This is a genomic window from Rhodococcus sp. 27YEA6 (genome assembly GCF_044908235.1).
Classification (GTDB): domain Bacteria; phylum Actinomycetota; class Actinomycetes; order Mycobacteriales; family Mycobacteriaceae; genus Rhodococcus_F; species Rhodococcus_F qingshengii.
Map to the genome: position 1 here is coordinate 1,158,535 of NZ_JBIYCY010000001.1, position 15,181 is coordinate 1,173,715.

At 62.5% G+C, this 15,181-nt stretch carries 17 protein-coding genes; 10 read left to right on the forward strand and 7 right to left on the reverse strand.

The annotated features are described in order from the left end of the window. The first annotated feature begins 34 nt into the window (after positions 1 to 34). Entirely contained in the window at positions 35 to 1,435 is a 1,401-nt protein-coding gene (locus ABH939_RS05680) for an amidohydrolase family protein (RefSeq protein ID WP_003945240.1), read from the forward strand. A 1-nt stretch (position 1,436) separates the two neighbouring features. Further along, positions 1,437 to 2,378, forward strand: a complete 942-nt coding sequence (locus ABH939_RS05685; RefSeq protein ID WP_404649439.1) for an antibiotic biosynthesis monooxygenase — start codon at positions 1,437 to 1,439, stop codon at positions 2,376 to 2,378. Here the strand turns inward: ABH939_RS05685 and ABH939_RS05690 are convergent. Beyond that, positions 2,366 to 2,596 (reverse strand): PLDc N-terminal domain-containing protein, encoded by a 231-nt coding sequence (locus tag ABH939_RS05690; RefSeq protein WP_030536232.1) that lies wholly within the window; start codon positions 2,594 to 2,596, stop codon positions 2,366 to 2,368. The two genes, ABH939_RS05685 and ABH939_RS05690, sit on opposite strands and share 13 nt — an antisense overlap. Before the next feature lie 888 nt (positions 2,597 to 3,484). Here ABH939_RS05690 and ABH939_RS05695 point away from each other — a divergent pair. Continuing rightward, positions 3,485 to 4,267, forward strand: coding sequence for a DUF1906 domain-containing protein (locus ABH939_RS05695; protein ID WP_404649440.1), 783 nt, complete (start codon positions 3,485 to 3,487; stop codon positions 4,265 to 4,267). On the opposite strand, the gene ABH939_RS05700 is transcribed toward ABH939_RS05695, so the two are convergent. Further along, positions 4,254 to 4,754: a nuclear transport factor 2 family protein gene (locus ABH939_RS05700; RefSeq protein ID WP_404649441.1), complete on the reverse strand. Its 501-nt coding sequence runs from the start codon at positions 4,752 to 4,754 to the stop codon at positions 4,254 to 4,256. The two genes, ABH939_RS05695 and ABH939_RS05700, sit on opposite strands and share 14 nt — an antisense overlap. 235 nt (positions 4,755 to 4,989) lie before the next feature. Next, the gene (locus ABH939_RS05705) at positions 4,990 to 6,420 is read right to left on the reverse strand and encodes an MFS transporter (protein WP_404649443.1); all 1,431 of its coding nucleotides are present in this window, start codon (positions 6,418 to 6,420) and stop codon (positions 4,990 to 4,992) included. Between the two features lie 85 nt (positions 6,421 to 6,505). On the opposite strand from ABH939_RS05705, the gene ABH939_RS05710 reads away from it, so the two are divergent. Next, a complete protein-coding gene (locus ABH939_RS05710) occupies positions 6,506 to 6,964 on the forward strand; it encodes a MarR family winged helix-turn-helix transcriptional regulator (RefSeq protein WP_003945257.1) in 459 nt (152 codons plus the stop codon). Here ABH939_RS05710 and ABH939_RS05715 read toward each other — a convergent pair. The 3 genes from ABH939_RS05715 to ABH939_RS05725 all read right to left on the reverse strand — a co-directional run bounded on the left by ABH939_RS05715 (position 6,955) and on the right by ABH939_RS05725 (position 8,749). Beyond that, positions 6,955 to 7,353, reverse strand: coding sequence for a hypothetical protein (locus ABH939_RS05715; protein ID WP_042448789.1), 399 nt, complete (start codon positions 7,351 to 7,353; stop codon positions 6,955 to 6,957). The genes ABH939_RS05710 and ABH939_RS05715 overlap by 10 nt on opposite strands. A gap of 78 nt (positions 7,354 to 7,431) precedes the next feature. Next, positions 7,432 to 8,175 (reverse strand): hypothetical protein, encoded by a 744-nt coding sequence (locus tag ABH939_RS05720; protein WP_003945233.1) that lies wholly within the window; start codon positions 8,173 to 8,175, stop codon positions 7,432 to 7,434. Between the two features lie 271 nt (positions 8,176 to 8,446). Beyond that, a complete protein-coding gene (locus tag ABH939_RS05725; RefSeq protein ID WP_003945236.1) occupies positions 8,447 to 8,749 on the reverse strand; it encodes a 4a-hydroxytetrahydrobiopterin dehydratase in 303 nt (100 codons plus the stop codon). 16 nt (positions 8,750 to 8,765) lie between these two features. Here ABH939_RS05725 and ABH939_RS05730 point away from each other — a divergent pair, with 16 nt between their 5' ends. Further along, positions 8,766 to 9,191, forward strand: coding sequence for a (deoxy)nucleoside triphosphate pyrophosphohydrolase (locus ABH939_RS05730; RefSeq protein WP_007726279.1), 426 nt, complete (start codon positions 8,766 to 8,768; stop codon positions 9,189 to 9,191). On the opposite strand, the gene ABH939_RS05735 is transcribed toward ABH939_RS05730, so the two are convergent. Further along, complete coding sequence (locus ABH939_RS05735) at positions 9,169 to 9,345, reverse strand: hypothetical protein (RefSeq protein ID WP_003945207.1); 177 nt, start codon at positions 9,343 to 9,345, stop codon at positions 9,169 to 9,171. The genes ABH939_RS05730 and ABH939_RS05735 overlap by 23 nt on opposite strands. A 324-nt stretch (positions 9,346 to 9,669) precedes the next feature. Between ABH939_RS05735 and typA the strand changes: the two genes are divergently transcribed. From typA to ABH939_RS05760, 5 genes are all read left to right on the forward strand, one after another. Continuing rightward, positions 9,670 to 11,577, forward strand: a complete 1,908-nt coding sequence (typA, locus tag ABH939_RS05740; protein ID WP_007726276.1) for a translational GTPase TypA — start codon at positions 9,670 to 9,672, stop codon at positions 11,575 to 11,577. Positions 11,578 to 11,729: 152 nt separating this feature from the next. Then, entirely contained in the window at positions 11,730 to 13,514 is a 1,785-nt protein-coding gene (locus ABH939_RS05745; RefSeq protein ID WP_404649444.1) for an ABC transporter family substrate-binding protein, read from the forward strand. Then, positions 13,511 to 14,395, forward strand: coding sequence for an N-acetyl-1-D-myo-inositol-2-amino-2-deoxy-alpha-D-glucopyranoside deacetylase (gene mshB, locus ABH939_RS05750; protein WP_234551720.1), 885 nt, complete (start codon positions 13,511 to 13,513; stop codon positions 14,393 to 14,395). The genes ABH939_RS05745 and mshB overlap by 4 nt, the downstream gene beginning before the upstream one ends. A 107-nt stretch (positions 14,396 to 14,502) precedes the next feature. Next, entirely contained in the window at positions 14,503 to 14,661 is a 159-nt protein-coding gene (locus tag ABH939_RS05755) for a hypothetical protein (protein WP_003945210.1), read from the forward strand. Positions 14,662 to 14,753: 92 nt separating this feature from the next. Then, positions 14,754 to 15,170, forward strand: a complete 417-nt coding sequence (locus tag ABH939_RS05760; protein WP_030536224.1) for a hypothetical protein — start codon at positions 14,754 to 14,756, stop codon at positions 15,168 to 15,170. Positions 15,171 to 15,181 lie beyond the last annotated feature (11 nt).

The window sequence follows — 15,181 nt, forward strand, 5'->3', positions numbered from 1 at the left end:
GCGGCGCCGGGTAGTTTTGTGCTTTGCTCAGTAAGTGACGCACCTTCATCGAGGCCATGTCTTCCACATCTCCGGTCGTCCGACGGTAGAGGATGCGGCGCAGTCGCTCGTCTCGATCCCCGACGGCGTCTTGGCGATCGACGATGCCGGAACGATCGTCTACTGCGGAGAATTCGAATCGCTCCCCGGAGACCTCGCGGGCGGCGAAATTCACGACCACCGACCGGGTTTCCTGCTGCCCGGATTCGTCGATGCACACATTCATTTCCCGCAGACCTACGCCGGCGACGCCTACGGCGGCGGCCAACTCCTCGAGTGGCTCGACCTGTGCGTCTTTCCCTCCGAATCGAGATTCGCTGATCCGGAATTCGCCCAGCACGCTGCCGAGGCCTTCTGCGCTCGCCGAATCGCCACGGGAACCACGGCCGCGATGGTGTTCGGATCGGCCTTCCCGCACGCGCAGGACGCCCTGTTCTCGGAAACTCTGGAACGCGGCCTTCGAGTGGTCAGCGGACGCGGGATTCAGACCACCGGCCCGGCCTCCGCCGCTGCACTGATCACCTCGGAAGAGGACGCGATCAGACTCACCCGCGAGGAGATCGACAAGTGGCACGCGGCCGACACCGGCGACGTGAACACTGCGCTCATTCACGTCGCAGTGGTTCCCCGCTTCTCTCTCGCGGTGACAACACGGACGCTGAAGGACTTGGGGGAGTTGTACGACTCCGTCCGTGACCGGGGCGTCTACTTCCACAGTCATCTCAACGAGAACAATCGGCCCGGAACCGGCGAGGTGGCGACCACACTCGCCGAGTACGAGGTCGAGACCTATCTCGACACGTACGACGGCAAGTTCCTCCCCGGCTCACAGGTCGGCGGAAAGAGCTTCCTGGGTCCACGCGCGATACTCGCGCACTCGGTGCACTGCCAGGACTCCGAACTCGCACGAATGGCCGAGACCGGAACCTCGATCGCACATTGCCCTACTTCCCAGCAGTTTCTCGGCTCCGGCACCATGCCGTGGAAACGAACCGTTGCGTCAGGGGTCAACATCGCGATCGGATCGGACTTCGGTGGCGGCGACGAGTGCCTGCTCACCCGAGTCCTCGGCGACGCCTTCAAGGTTCACATCTCCGAAGCCGGCGACGACGGAGTGTCGATGCACCCTGCCGAACTGCTGTTCACCGGAACACTCGCCGGTGCTCGCGCGCTGGACATGGAGAACCGGATCGGCAACTTCGACGAGGGCAAAGAGGCCGACTTCCTGGTGATCGATCCGTCCGGGTGGCCGCCGCTCGCCGGGCTCGTCAACTACGGAACGCGTTCGGATGATCCGATACTCGCCCGCGACCAGACGCTCTTCGGGCTCCTGATGGCGATGCGCGAGCCCGCGATTGCGCACGTGTACGTGCAAGGGCGCCGGATATCGGGCTGACGTGTCCGCAACTGCCATCACCGGGTACCACCGAACGAGTTCGGGATTCCGGGCGTGGGTCGAGCGTGCGGCCGAGACCGCCGGTCGATTCGACGGCTACCTGTGCTGTGGCATCAGTGATCAACCGGAACCGGTGTCGCACGGCGTGTCCGTCACTTTCGACAGTGCCGACGATCTTCATCGTTGGCTGGAGTCGACTGATCGCCGCGATCTCGAAAGATCAGCTGCTGCAACGGGAATTCTGGCGCAGACGAGTGATCTCGTTCTGATCGACGGCGTGCTGCCGCCGCCCGGTATCGGTGTGTACGACCACGCCGTCGTCGTGGGTAAGGAGAACGAGTTTCTGCGAACGCAACGACACCTCATCGATCTCAGTTCGCGATTCTCCGGCTACGAGTCGGTGATGTTGTTGCGGTCGGTCACCGACTCCACCCAGTGGAAGTCCGTCCTTCGGTTTCGGACAGAGCAGCAGTTGGCGGTGTGGATGGCGTCGCCCGAGAGGGCCGCAGCACTACCGAAACTGCGGGCCGAGTTGGCCGAGGACTTCACCGAGACCACGCGGTCGACACCGTTCGGCACCATTCTGCGCACGGAGAACGGGCAGACTCGCGCGACGCCGAATTGGAAGACGGCGATGATCATCCTGCTCGTCCTCTATCCGACGGTGATGACGCTGTCGAGGTTTCTCGGGCCGCTGCTCGACGGGATCGGAGCGCCGCCGTGGCTGTCGATGTGGTTGAGCCAGATAGTCAGCGTCGGCGCCATGACGTGGTTCCTGATGCCGACGGTCACCAGGTGGTTCCGCCACTGGCTCGACCCGGTCGACGGCGCCGTTCCCCGCACCAACTGGCGCGGTGGCGCAGCGGTAATTGCGGTGTACGCAGTGACTCTGACGCTCTTTGCGTCGGTGAAGTGGCTGCAGTTCTGGGACTACTTCGACTGAATCCGGCCTCGGCGGAAGTAGGTGAGTGGCCCGAAGAAGTTGACGAAGATGATCGCCGCCCACTTCTTCTTGCTGCCGTTGACCGTATTGGCAGGGCGTCGCGCCAGGTCTGTCCACGCGGCGATCGCCAACAGGGACTGAATCGTTGCGAGCACGGCGACGACGCGGCGTTGCGCGGGTGACAGCTCACTCCAGGACTTCTTCTTTATGAGGTTCATGAACTTCACTGTGCCCTCGAACGTCCAATCGGTGTCGAGATCCGGTTGTTATCGGTGCCGGGAGTTCCTCAAATCAGTGTGAATAGCGTCACCATGATGACCGATAGGGACGGTCCCGCCGGCCGTCGGGCCGGTCGTTTTCGGCGTAAAGATCTCGCTAACTCGAACTGTGGCTGAATGTTTGCGCCCGCACTAAGCTCGCGTGGCTACATTGCCGCGGGGGATTTGGCCAATCTGCTGGTACGCCCTCTATCGGGAGCAACACCCATCCTGTTAAGTAAGGCTTGCCAATCTTGTGGTCGGCCTACAGGTTTGATGCTGCTCGGTAGCTGCTATCGGGAATGATGTTCGGAATACGTCAACAAATCGTCCTTAGGTGACAGTTTGATCACTGCCGGTGGGTGTTACCTGTGTGTATGTCCGCGCCCCGAAGGGGTCGAAATGTAACGTCCCGGACACATTTGGTGTCGCGGAAGTAACGGAAGACCTCTACTCTTATCGCCAGCAGCCACTCACGTGGCGGCAATCCTCTGGACCGTATCTTCGACAGGAGCACATCGCATGAGCAGCGCAGAATTCTCGGATGCCTTCACCTTCCTCAACGACTTCTTCAGCAACGCGTCTGATCTCTTCAGCGCTCTGAGCTTCTTCACCTCGCTCAGCTGATAGCTTCCGGCCGCTAGGCCGACTCAGTGGCCCCCGAAGACGATGTCTTCGAGGGCCACTGTTGTCTGTCTGACTATCTGTCTAGCGTCCAATTTGGTGACAATGTGAGCATTGTTGGCCAAGTGCATGGCGGGGTTGATGTGACTGTGGTGGAATGCGAGCGAAAGAAGATAGCTTGCCTGCCCGCCACTTCGAGCGGGACACGCCGATGATCGGAGCTTTGTGCACGTCTCGCGAAGAAACCTCTTCAAGTACGCAGCGGCTGGATCGGCGGCTGCCGGACTCGCTGCATTGAGCGGTACGACGTCGGTGGCCAATGCCGGTTCGCTCGGGACCCTGCTCGATTACGCCGCCGGTGTGCCGTCCGCTCAGGCAATCAAGGCCGCCGGGTATGCGGGCGCCATTCGATACGTCTCGGACAGGCGCCCGGGCGCCGATTGGATGGTCGGCAAGCCCGTACTGGCGCGGGAAACCGACGCGTTGACCGCGGCCGGACTTCAAGTCGTTTCTTGCTATCAATTCGGCAAGGGCGGAACGGCGGACTGGCGCGGGGCCCGCGAAGCGGGCAAGCGTCATGCTGCCCGTGGCCTCGAACTACATGCGGCGGCTGGTGGGCCGTCCGGTCGCCCGATCTACGCGTCGATCGACGACAACCCGACCAGTACTGAAATCACTACGCTGATCGCGCCGTACCTCGAGGGGTGGGCCTCGGTTGTCGGCAACGGAGCGCTCGGCGTCTACGGAAACACTCGCGTGATCGACGCAATGATCAGTGCCGGCGTCGGAACCTGGTTCTGGCAGCACAACTGGGGCTCGCCCGCAGGGTATTTGCACCCGCGGGCAAACCTGCATCAGTTCGAGATCGACAAGCGCAAGGTCGACGGCGTCGGCGTGGATCTGAACTCGATCCTCACTCGGGACTACGGGCAGTGGTCGTTGGCCGGTGCGGTCGGTCCGGCCCAGCCGGTCGGATCCTCGTTGCCGACAGGATCTATCGCACCATAGCGCCGAATTTGGCGAGCCAGGCCTTGGCGTCATCGGGGAGGGTGCCCGCCGCATCCGCGGCGAGGCACCATGCTTTTGCCATCGACAGGAAGTTCATCGGGTTGTAGGCGTCTTCTTCGCGAGACCACAGTCCGTTGCCGGCGTAGTGCAGGATCGTGATGTTGGCGGCTCCGTGCTTGGATCCGTCACCCGGATCCTCCATCGGGTTGTCGATCTCGCACACGATCCATCCGCGCTGCTCGTCGATCACGAACCAGTTGGCCGGGAATTCGGTCATGCGGTGCCCCGGGAACTCCGTCATCGTGCGAGTGACCCACTTGCGTACGGCCTCTCGGCCATTGAGGGTGCCGAAAGCGTGTTCCACGTAGACGACGTCCTCGGTGAACATGTCCGCGAAGGCGTCCCAATCGCCGGAACGAGTGCACTCGACAACGGTGTTCTGGTAACCCGCGAAGGCATCTTCGAGTTCGGTGCGTGTCCAGGTCATGAAAGGCTCCTCGGGTAGTCGTCGCCTCAAATTAGAACACGTTGCAGAATTGATTGTCGGCGATTCGATGCAGGAGGGTTCTGCGGTACCGTCGTTGGCGGGTCGGGGACCCGTTATGTGAGAGGGCACCACGTGGATATCATCATCAATTTCATCTACACACTTCTGTCGAAGTTGCAGACGGGCAGCATCGAAGGCTCTTCGGAGAAGTGAGTCCTCCGCCGGGTTGATTCCCCTACGAGACTTTCTGTTTGGGAATCAACCCGGCGAACACCATCGTCACGACGGCGGCGGCGATGGAGATCAGGAACGTGGCACGAAACGCCTCGAACGAGGGGATCACTGCGGTGCCGACGGTGATGGTCATTCCGGCCAGAACGACGCTCACGATCGCGGCAGACGTCGACGTGCCGATCGATCGCATCAGTGAGTTCAGTCCGTTCGCGGCTGCAGATTCCGTGATGGGGACTGCGCCCATGATCAAGGCCGGCATGGCCGAGTACGAGAGCCCGACGCCCGCTCCGATGAACATTCCGGCCACGGCGACCTGCCAGACGCTCGACACCGTGAAATATGCGAAGGCGTAACCCAATCCGATGACGAGGGCGCCGAGCATCAGCGTGATTCGTGGGCCACGCCAAGCCGAAATTCGAGCGGAGACGGGCGAGAGCGCCATCATGACGAGTCCGCCGGGGGCCAGTGCGAGTCCCGCTGCAACCATGGACAGTCCGAGTCCGTAACCGGTGGACGTCGGTGCCATGAGCAGTTGGGGGAGCGTCAGAGAATTGCCGTACATGGCAAAACCGACGGCGATCGACGCGAAGTTGGTGAAGAGAACTTGCGGCCGGGCCGATACGCGGAGGTCCACCAGCGGTGCGTTGCGTCGAAGTTCCCACCATCCCCACACCAGGAAGCTGAGCGCGGAAACCGAAAGGAGCCCCAGGGTTTTCGCGTCGCCCCATCCCCAGGTTCCGCCCTTGGTGATGGGGAGTAACAGGGTGATCAGACCAACGGTGAGGCCGAGCGCACCGACGAAGTCGAAACGTCCCGGGCGTCGTACGGTCGATTCGGGAATGACGAACGCAACCAGTGCGATGCAGATCAGCCCGAACACTGCCGATGTGACGAAGAGGAAGTGCCAGTTGGCATTCTGGGCGATCACCGCGGCGATCGGCAGTCCGATCGCACCGCCGACGCCGAGGGTGGCGCTCATGACCGCCATCGCGCCGGCCACTTTCTTCGGTGGAAGAACGTCACGAATGATGGCTATGCCCAATGGAATTGCCCCGACCGATGCTCCTTGAAGTGCTCGGCCGACAACGAGCACGATCAGTGAAGGTGCGATCGCGCAGATGGCCGAGCCCAGAACGACCATCCCGAGACTGACCAGCAGCATTCGTTTCTTGCCGAACATGTCGCCGAGGCGCCCGCTGATCGGCGTGATCACCGCGGCGGCGAGGAGTGTTGCGGTGACCGCCCACGAGGTGTCGGCGGGAGTGGAGTTCAGCAGGTGCGGCAATTGCGGAATGATGGGGACTACCAGCGTCTGCATCAAGGCGACGACGATTCCGCACAGTCCTAGAACGGTGAGCACTGGACCCGAGGATGCGTAGTTCGTGTCGGGGATTTTCTCGTCGACATTGGACGACCCTGCGTGAACGGACATGCGGCTCCCGCCATGGCGTGTTCTGATTGGTGCGTTCGCCCCAGTGTGCACGCTACACATCGTGTGTAGTCTGCACAATATGAGGATGGACCGGGACCCTGATCTGGTGAATATCGAGTACGAGTTGACTCTGCTCTCGCGTTACCACGCGCTCGCACAACGGGCCGAACTTCATCTGGACCGGTCGGCGTATCTACTGCTCGGTCGACTGGAATTGCAACATCCCATGAGCCTCAAGGAACTCTCCTGCGCTTTCTCGCTCGACATCTCCACCATCAACCGGCAGATCGGCGCGCTGAGGCGTCAGGGCTTGGTGGAGCGAGTGGAGGATCCGGACGGAGGGCTCGCGCGAAAGGTCCGGCCGACGGCGCAGGGGCTGTCGAAACTTCGTGCTGATCGCGAACATTCGACAGCCGGTGTCGAAAAGGTCCTCCGCGAGTGGACGCCGGAGCAGCGTCTCGCGCTCGGTGACCTACTGCGGCAATTCAATACCTCGGTCGAAGCGCTGGAAGGCCGCGAATGGCCGCGACCGAATCAGGTCTGAGAGTGCGAGACGGATCGTAGTGAGCGGTCCGGATCGCTCGAATCCGATTCCGGCGCAATGACAACAAGTTTCGGGTGTTCTTCGGGGGCTGCATGATTTCCACGCCAGGAGAGCAGTGACCAACGTGAGAGACCGGACAGCGCGGACCCGAGACTGGCGAACGAGCCCGAACTCAGGACCGACGCCGTAGACCCGATGCTTCCGATCGAAAGAAAAGAGCCGACGCTACCGATCGACAGGATCGAGTACGCCGATCCGATCGAGAGAATGGACCCCTCGGATCGGATGGACAGTATCGATCGCGTCGACTTGTGTGACCGTATCGACTGGTCTGGGCCGGATTTCTTCTCTGGACGACCGTGCGTGATGTCCACTCGTAGATGTCCCATCTATCGGGTCTATCACGGTGATCGGAGATGCAAAAGGGACCCACCGAAATTCGGTGGGTCCCTTTCACAAGACTTCGATCAAGCTACCGCGAACATGCCCACAGTCGGAAGGAAGCTGCAGGTGATGCGATCTGCGCCTTCCGGCTGGGTGGTCAGCGAACCGCTGATTACCGAGAGAACGCGTCCGGGGCCGGTATCGGCGATAGCCGACAGAGTGGCTGGGCCGTCCGGGTTGATGCGTGCGGCGTTGGTCAAGTTCTGGGTGGCGCTGCGCTGGTTGTCGATGTTGACCCAGGTGACGGTCATCGGCACCGGCTGGTCGTCGACGGCGGGAGCCGTACCGAGAGCGGTGAAGACGAATCCGGCCTGACCGGCAGCGGGACCGGGAGGAGGCAGGTGAGCCGGGCCGGGAACGGCAAGTGCAGTTCCGACCGAATCGGCGGTGGCCGAGATGCAGCCCTTGCCAAGCGTCGGGTAGAGGAACTGCGCGATGACGGGGGCGTTCTCGTCCGGGATCGCCGGTCCGCCGCCGCCGCTGCCGTCGAGGAAGGTGATGACCTTCTCGAGGGTGGCCTTGATCTCGGGCGGAATGCCGGGGGAGTTCAGGATCGCGCGAGCCTGGTCGAGCAACGCTTGCTGCGGTCCGCCTGCAACATCGGCCGGACCTGCGGCGGCGCCGATGATGGCGGGCGCAAACGATGCGAGGAACTCGATCGGCACACTTTCGGGTGCGGGCGGTGCTGCCGGATCGGCCATTGCCTGTGCCGGCAATGCCAGTCCTGCTACTGCGGCAATAGCGACGGCGGTGAACGCCTTTCGCATACCTCGGGTTCGAAGCACTGTTTCCCCATCCTTAGTCATACCGCGCGGGCGCCTAGGCGAGCTCCGCGTTTGACGGCTCGAGGGGTCACTCTATGTACAGAGCCCCCGGGTTGTACAGCTGTTCAGTTGCTGAGCAGCTACGCACCGGGGGGAGTCTATGGCATGACCGGCCTCGATCGTGATTTACGGCGACCATACCTGTGACTGAAGTGATCTATGTGAAAGTTGATGCAACTGTTACGTCAGATTGCGAGGTTTGTTCACTCGAAGATCAGTCGAAACGGACCGAATCGTCGACGAGTACGTCAATTCGACGGGCAAGGTCGAAGTCCAGTTCCGTGAGACCGCCCGCCGAGTGTGTCGAAAGCGTGTACGTGACCTTTCGCCAGCGAACGTCGATGTCGGGATGATGATCCGCGGCCTCGGCGACTGCCGCGATGCGTTGAAGAAGCGCGATGGCGTCCGGGAATGTCGCGGAGTCGACCGTGCGAGTGATCGACCCTGGCGACAGTTGCCAGGCGGGCAGTTCGTCGAGAGCGTTTTGGATCGCGGAGTCGGACAACAAAGTGGCCATACTCCATCATGGTGCGATGAGTGATGCACCTGCAAGGGATCGGGAAGTTGTCGCCGGTGCGATCTTCCGCGAGGGAAGGCTGCTCCTCGCGCAGCGGACGAGTCCGCCGGCTTTGGCCGGTCGTTGGGAGCTGCCGGGCGGGAAGGTCGAAGAATTCGAATCGCCACAGAACGCGTTGGCGCGGGAGCTGCTCGAGGAACTGGCGGTCGAGGTGAGATGCGGCGCCAGAATCGGTGTCGACGTGCCACTGTCGCCGGGGTTGGTCCTGCGGGCCTACCGGGCGGAGTTGGTGTCGGGAGAACCGGTCGCGCTCGACCATGCTCAATTGACATGGGTCGACGCCGAAGAACTGTTGTCGATGGATCTGGTGGACAACGATCGAGCCTGGATCCCCGAGTTACTCGCGGAATTGAGCGCGCTTACGCCGCACGAGCCTTCTTGAGACCCGCTTTCAGTTCCTTCTTGGATGCGCCCTCGTTCTCGAGCTTCTTCATCCGCATGATGACGACGGGACACTTGATGCACCGCGTCTTCTTGCGGCAGCACTTCTTCTTCGGCTTGAGCTGCGAGACCTTGCTTGCCTTGACTTTTCCCATGTGACGCTGCGGCTTTCCTGTTTCACTACGGCGGAGAGCCCGCTCTTGGAACGAGGTTAGCGTACCCTTAAATGACCTGTTTCTCCAGGTCGTAATCCTACGCGCATCGGCGTGGTGCAGATCACTATTCGCTGGTGGGGGCGGTGATAGAGGCCGCACAATGCAGGAGTATCAGCCCGGAGCGAGTAGTATTTACTAGGCCGCGGTGCCTTCTCAGGCGATTCGTGCCCTGATTCGGATCACACACTCGTGCAGCGGCCACCAGAAGAGCCGTGCGACTTGACTTTCGCGTGGCCGAATCAACTCAGCCAGGAGAGCCATCGCGTGACCATCACCAGCTTCCGTAACGTTGCCATCGTCGCACACGTCGACCACGGCAAGACCACCCTCGTCGACGCCATGCTTCGTCAGTCCGGCGCGTTCGAGGAGCGCGCCGAGCTGGTCGATCGCGTTATGGACTCCGGCGACCTCGAACGCGAGAAGGGCATCACCATTCTCGCGAAGAACACCGCAGTACATAAGGTCAACGAAGACGGTTCCATCACCGTCATCAACGTCATCGACACCCCCGGCCACGCCGACTTCGGTGGCGAGGTCGAGCGCGGCCTGTCCATGGTCGACGGCGTCGTCCTGCTCGTCGATGCTTCCGAGGGACCCCTGCCGCAGACGCGTTTCGTGCTGCGCAAGGCACTCGCCGCTTCGCTGCCCGTCATCCTGGTCGTCAACAAGACGGACCGCCCCGACGCCCGTATCGAAGAGGTTGTCACCGAGGCTCAGGACCTGCTCCTCGACCTCGCATCGGACCTGTCCGACGAGGCCGCCGAAGCCGCTGAGCTCGCACTCGAACTTCCCGTCCTCTACGCGTCCGGTCGCGAAGGCAAGGCATCGACCGTGCAGCCCGAGAACGGCAAGGCTCCCGACGCCGAGGACCTCACCGCACTCTTCCAGGTGCTGATGGAGTACGTCCCCGCGCCGAAGGGCTCGGTCGACGCACCGCTGCAGGCTCACGTTACCAACCTCGACGCATCCGCATTCCTCGGTCGCCTCGCACTCGTTCGCATCCACAACGGCGAGCTGCGCAAGGGCCAGACCGTTTCCTGGTGCCGCGAGGTCGACGGCGAGCCCGTCGTCACGAAGACCAAGATCACCGAACTCCTCACGACCATCGGTGTCGAGCGCGTTCCCGGTGAGGTCGCCGTCGCCGGTGACATCTGCGCCGTCGCAGGATTCCCGGACATCATGATCGGCGACACCCTCGCTGATCTGGAGAACCCGGTCGCACTGCCCCGCATCACCGTCGACCAGCCGGCAATCTCGGTCACGATCGGCACCAACACGTCACCGCTCGTCGGTCGCGTCAAGGGTCACAAGCTGACTGCACGCATGGTCAAGTCCCGCCTGGACCAGGAGCTCGTCGGTAACGTCTCGCTCAAGGTCCTCGACATCGGTCGCCCCGATGCGTGGGAGGTCCAGGGTCGTGGAGAGCTCGCGCTCGCCATCCTCGTCGAGCAGATGCGTCGTGAGGGCTTCGAACTCACCGTCGGTAAGCCGCAGGTTGTCACGCAGCTCGTCGACGGCAAGGTTCACGAGCCTTTCGAAGAGCTGACCATCGACAGCCCCGAGGAGTACCTCGGCGCCATCACGCAGCTCCTGGCCAACCGCAAGGGCAAGATGGTCCAGATGTCGAACCACGGCGCAGGCTGGGTTCGCATGGAGTTCATCGTTCCTTCGCGTGGCCTCATCGGCTTCCGCACGGACTTCCTCACGGAAACCCGCGGAACCGGTATCGCCAACGCCGTGTTCGACGGATACGGCCCGTGGGCCGGCGAGATCCGTGCGCGCCACACCGGCTCGCTCGTCTCGGACCGCTCCGGCACGGTGACGCCGTTCGCCATGATCCAGTTGGCCGACCGCGGAACCTTCTTCGTCGAGCCCGGCGCAGACACCTACGAGGGACACGTCGTCGGTATCAACCCGCGTCAGGAAGACCTCGACATCAACGTCACCCGCGAGAAGAAGCTGACCAACATGCGTCAGTCGTCCGCAGACGTGATGGAGACTCTCGCAAAGCCGATCAAGCTCGAACTCGAAGCAGCGATGGAGTTCTGCTCCAGCGACGAGTGCGTCGAGGTCACCCCGGAGGACGTTCGCGTCCGCAAGGTGCACCTCAACGCAACCGAGCGCGCTCGCGAGCGTTCACGTAGCAAGGCACGCGACAAGGCTGCTCTGTAGTCTTTCGTCGGTTACAACCTGACAGGCGGATGTGCCTTTCAGCCGAGTTTTCGGCGGAAAGGTACATTCGCCTTCATGGTTTCCAGGCGAAAGATCTGCCAGGGAATCGAGTTGCAAAGGGGCGACGCGGCCCCGTACGGAAGGAATTGTCTGTGGCCTCAGGACGTCGCTACCTGGCGTTGGCAGTGGCAGTGACGGCGTTGTCACTGACTGCATGTACAGCCGATCCGCCGCCTCCGGTCGAGAGCACCGAAACCGTCAAGCCCACACCGACTCCGGTCGTTCCGACGATGAAGCAGGTCACTGTGGCAATCGACGAGGTGGGAGGCGGATTCAACCCGCACCTGCTCGCGGATCAGTCGCCGGTCAACTCCGCAGTCGGCAACCTCGTACTGCCCAGTGCGTTTCGCCCGATCAATTCGCCCACACAACCTGGCGCGACGGAGTGGGCGATCGACGATTCTTTCCTCGTTTCCGCTGAAGTGACGTCGGAGGCCCCGTTCACGATTCGCTACCAACTGCGCAACGAAGCCCAATGGTCGGACGGCGCTCCCATTGCGGCAGAAGACTTTCGCTACCTGTGGCAGCAGATGATCTCGGTTCCCGGTGTGGTCAATCCCGCGGGCTATCAGATGATCGACGACGTGAACTCGTCCGGCGGCGGCAAAACGGTCAACGTCGTGATGCGTGCGCCGTATCCGGCATGGCGAGAGTTGTTCACCGATATTCTTCCGTCCCACCTGATCAAGGACACTCCCGGCGGTTTCAGCACCGGCCTGAGTGAGGGGATTCCGGTGTCGGGAGCCCACTTTCACGTGCGCTCGGTCGACCGCGGCCGGGACGAAATCGTGCTCGAACGCAACGACCGATTCTGGGGCAAGCCTTCAGACCCGGATCAGATAGTTCTGCGACGCGGAGGAACGGCTGCGCAGTTGGCGGATGCGCTGCGTACCGACGATGCCCAAGTGGCGCAGGTTCATTCGGGTAGTGCCACGGATATTCAGCTGTCTGCAATCCCGGGTGTCAGGACGGCGTTCTCCTACGTTCCGCGCACTCTCGACATCAACGTGAACGGGCGAAGCAAGAACTTCGCGGATGTTCGGGTGCGTAAAGGTGTTCTGGGACTGCTCGATCCGGACCTGCTCGCCGTGGTGGCGGCAGGGAGTGAATCGGCGTCCGCCCCGGTGAAAGCTCAGATTCTCGCTCCGTCGGATCCGGGATATGCGCCCACCGCGCCGCCGAAACCGACCAGGGAGCAAGCACTGGGCGAGCTGACCGCAGCCGGCTACCTGACGGCACCGCCCACCGGAATCGTCACGGGCACTGGAACGGTCGGATCGATCGTCCGTGACGGCGCCCAGTTGACACTGCTGATCGGCGCTCCCGAAAACGACGACATCGCGATCGCCGTGGCAAACACCGCTGCCGACGAATTGCGTGACGTGGGAATCCTGGCGACCGTCGAATCGGTGGCGCCGGAGGAACTCTACGGCGAGGACCTGACGACAGGACGCGTCGACATGATCGTCGGTTGGAGCCGGGCAGGCGCCGACACGGCCACTTCGCTGGCCTCGCGGTTCAGTTGCCCGAGCGCACCTTCCACTCCGGCAACAAGTTCGGCAGTGCCCGCACCGACGCCGTCGCAGACACCGGAGCCCATCCGAACGACAAGCGTCGAGGCTCCGAGCAACCTGTCCGGGCTGTGTGATCCGGCGTTGCAAGGTCGGATCGACGAAGCGCTCAGTGGCATCGGGGATCTCGGGTCGTTGATCGCCGATGCGGAACCCAAGCTGTGGGATCTTGCGGCGGTTTTGCCGATCGTGCAGAGCCGAGCGCTGGTCGCGGTCGGGACCGGAGTCGAGGGCGTGGTCCTCGACGGGCCGGTGCAGGTGGGGATATTCGGAAACGCTACGGACTGGGTGAGGGTGGAAAAGTGACCGCGTCGGCGAAGCGGCTTTTGTTGGTACACGCACATCCGGACGACGAAACGATCACCACCGGTGGCACCATCGCGCGATACGCGTCCGAAGGCGTCGAGGTCACAGTCCTCACCTGCACGTTGGGGGAGGAAGGCGAAGTGATCGGTGATGCGTGGGCCGGGCTCGTGGCTTCCGAGGCCGATCAACTCGGTGGCTACCGGATCGCGGAACTGAGCGCTGCTTTGTCGGCTTTGGGCAGTGCCGCTCCTCGCTTCCTCGCCGGTGCCGGTCGGTATCGCGACTCCGGAATGATCGGCACACCTTCGGCCGCCAATCCCCGTGCTTTTGTCAATGCTCGACTCGACGAAGCAGTCGGCGCGGTGGTCGCCGTCATTCGTGAGATTCGGCCGCACGTCGTGATCACGTACGACCCCAACGGCGGCTACGGGCACCCGGATCACATCCAGGCGCACGCGATCACGACAGCGGCCGTCGAAGCTGCAGGAACGACCGCGTATCCCGAGACCGGCGAGCCGTGGTCGACTCCGAAGTTCTACTGGACCGTGACCGGGCGCAGCGGACTCGAACGCGGCATCGCGGCGATTTCCGAGTTCCCGGAGAACTGGCGTCTGCCCGAGCCCGGGGAATTGCCGAGCGTCGAGGACACAGACGTGACGACGGCAATCGACGTTCGAGGCGTCATCGATGCGAAGGCGAGGGCATTGAGCGCCCACGCCACTCAGGTGACGGTAGCCCCGAGCCGAGCCGAGTTCGCATTGTCGAACAACGTGGTCCAACCGATCCTGACGGTCGAGCATTTCGTATTGGCCGCCGGCGCGCTCGGTCCGGTGGGTGAGGACGGCCGCGAGCGCGATCTGTTCGGCGGGCTGCACAGCTGACCTGGGCGTCGGCTCACAGGCATTGCGATCGACGCCGTAGTGGTGTGTGATGCGTGTCACCGGATGGGTGGTCCTTTCGGTAACAGCAAAGCCTGGGGGCTGAAGAAATGTACAACTGGGACCTGCAGAACCAGATCGTCGCCTTCGTCGATTCGTTGCGTCCGATGGCTGGTTATTACCACGACTTGTATTACGGGTCGCTCTACGCATTCGCAGATCAGCAGAGTCATTTGCTGACTCTGCTCGGGTTCCCGCCGGTTCCCTGATCAGCTTCGTGCTTTTCGGGCGCGAGCCGGGGTGCTTGTCGGGAGGGACCCCGCGCTCGCGCGATGACGACCGATAGACCACTATCAAAACCATGACGACCGTCGAGAACAACACGGACGCCTCGACAGGAACGTCGCTGTCGTGGCTCGACCCTGTCATCCTCGGCGTCCTGATTTTCGACGGATTTCTGTGCGCGGTGTTGTCCGTCCTGTTCTTGCCGACTCATCTCGGTACGACGGCATTTCCCATCAGCATTCTCGTAGCCGCGACCGCGAACCTCGTATTGGTGATCGCCGCCCGCACGGTTACGACGCCGGGTAGGGCCGCATTGCCGCTCGCCGGTTGGATCGTCGGGTTCTTGGTGTGCATGGTGGGCGGCCCCGGCGGCGACGTACTCGTGCTTTCGTCCCCTCTGACCTTCCTGCTGCTGGTCGGTGCGATCGCTCCGGCCGCCGTTTTCCTCTTCAAAGTGGCGATCAACAGACTTGCCACCCTCAGCTCGCAATAGTTCTCGGCGCG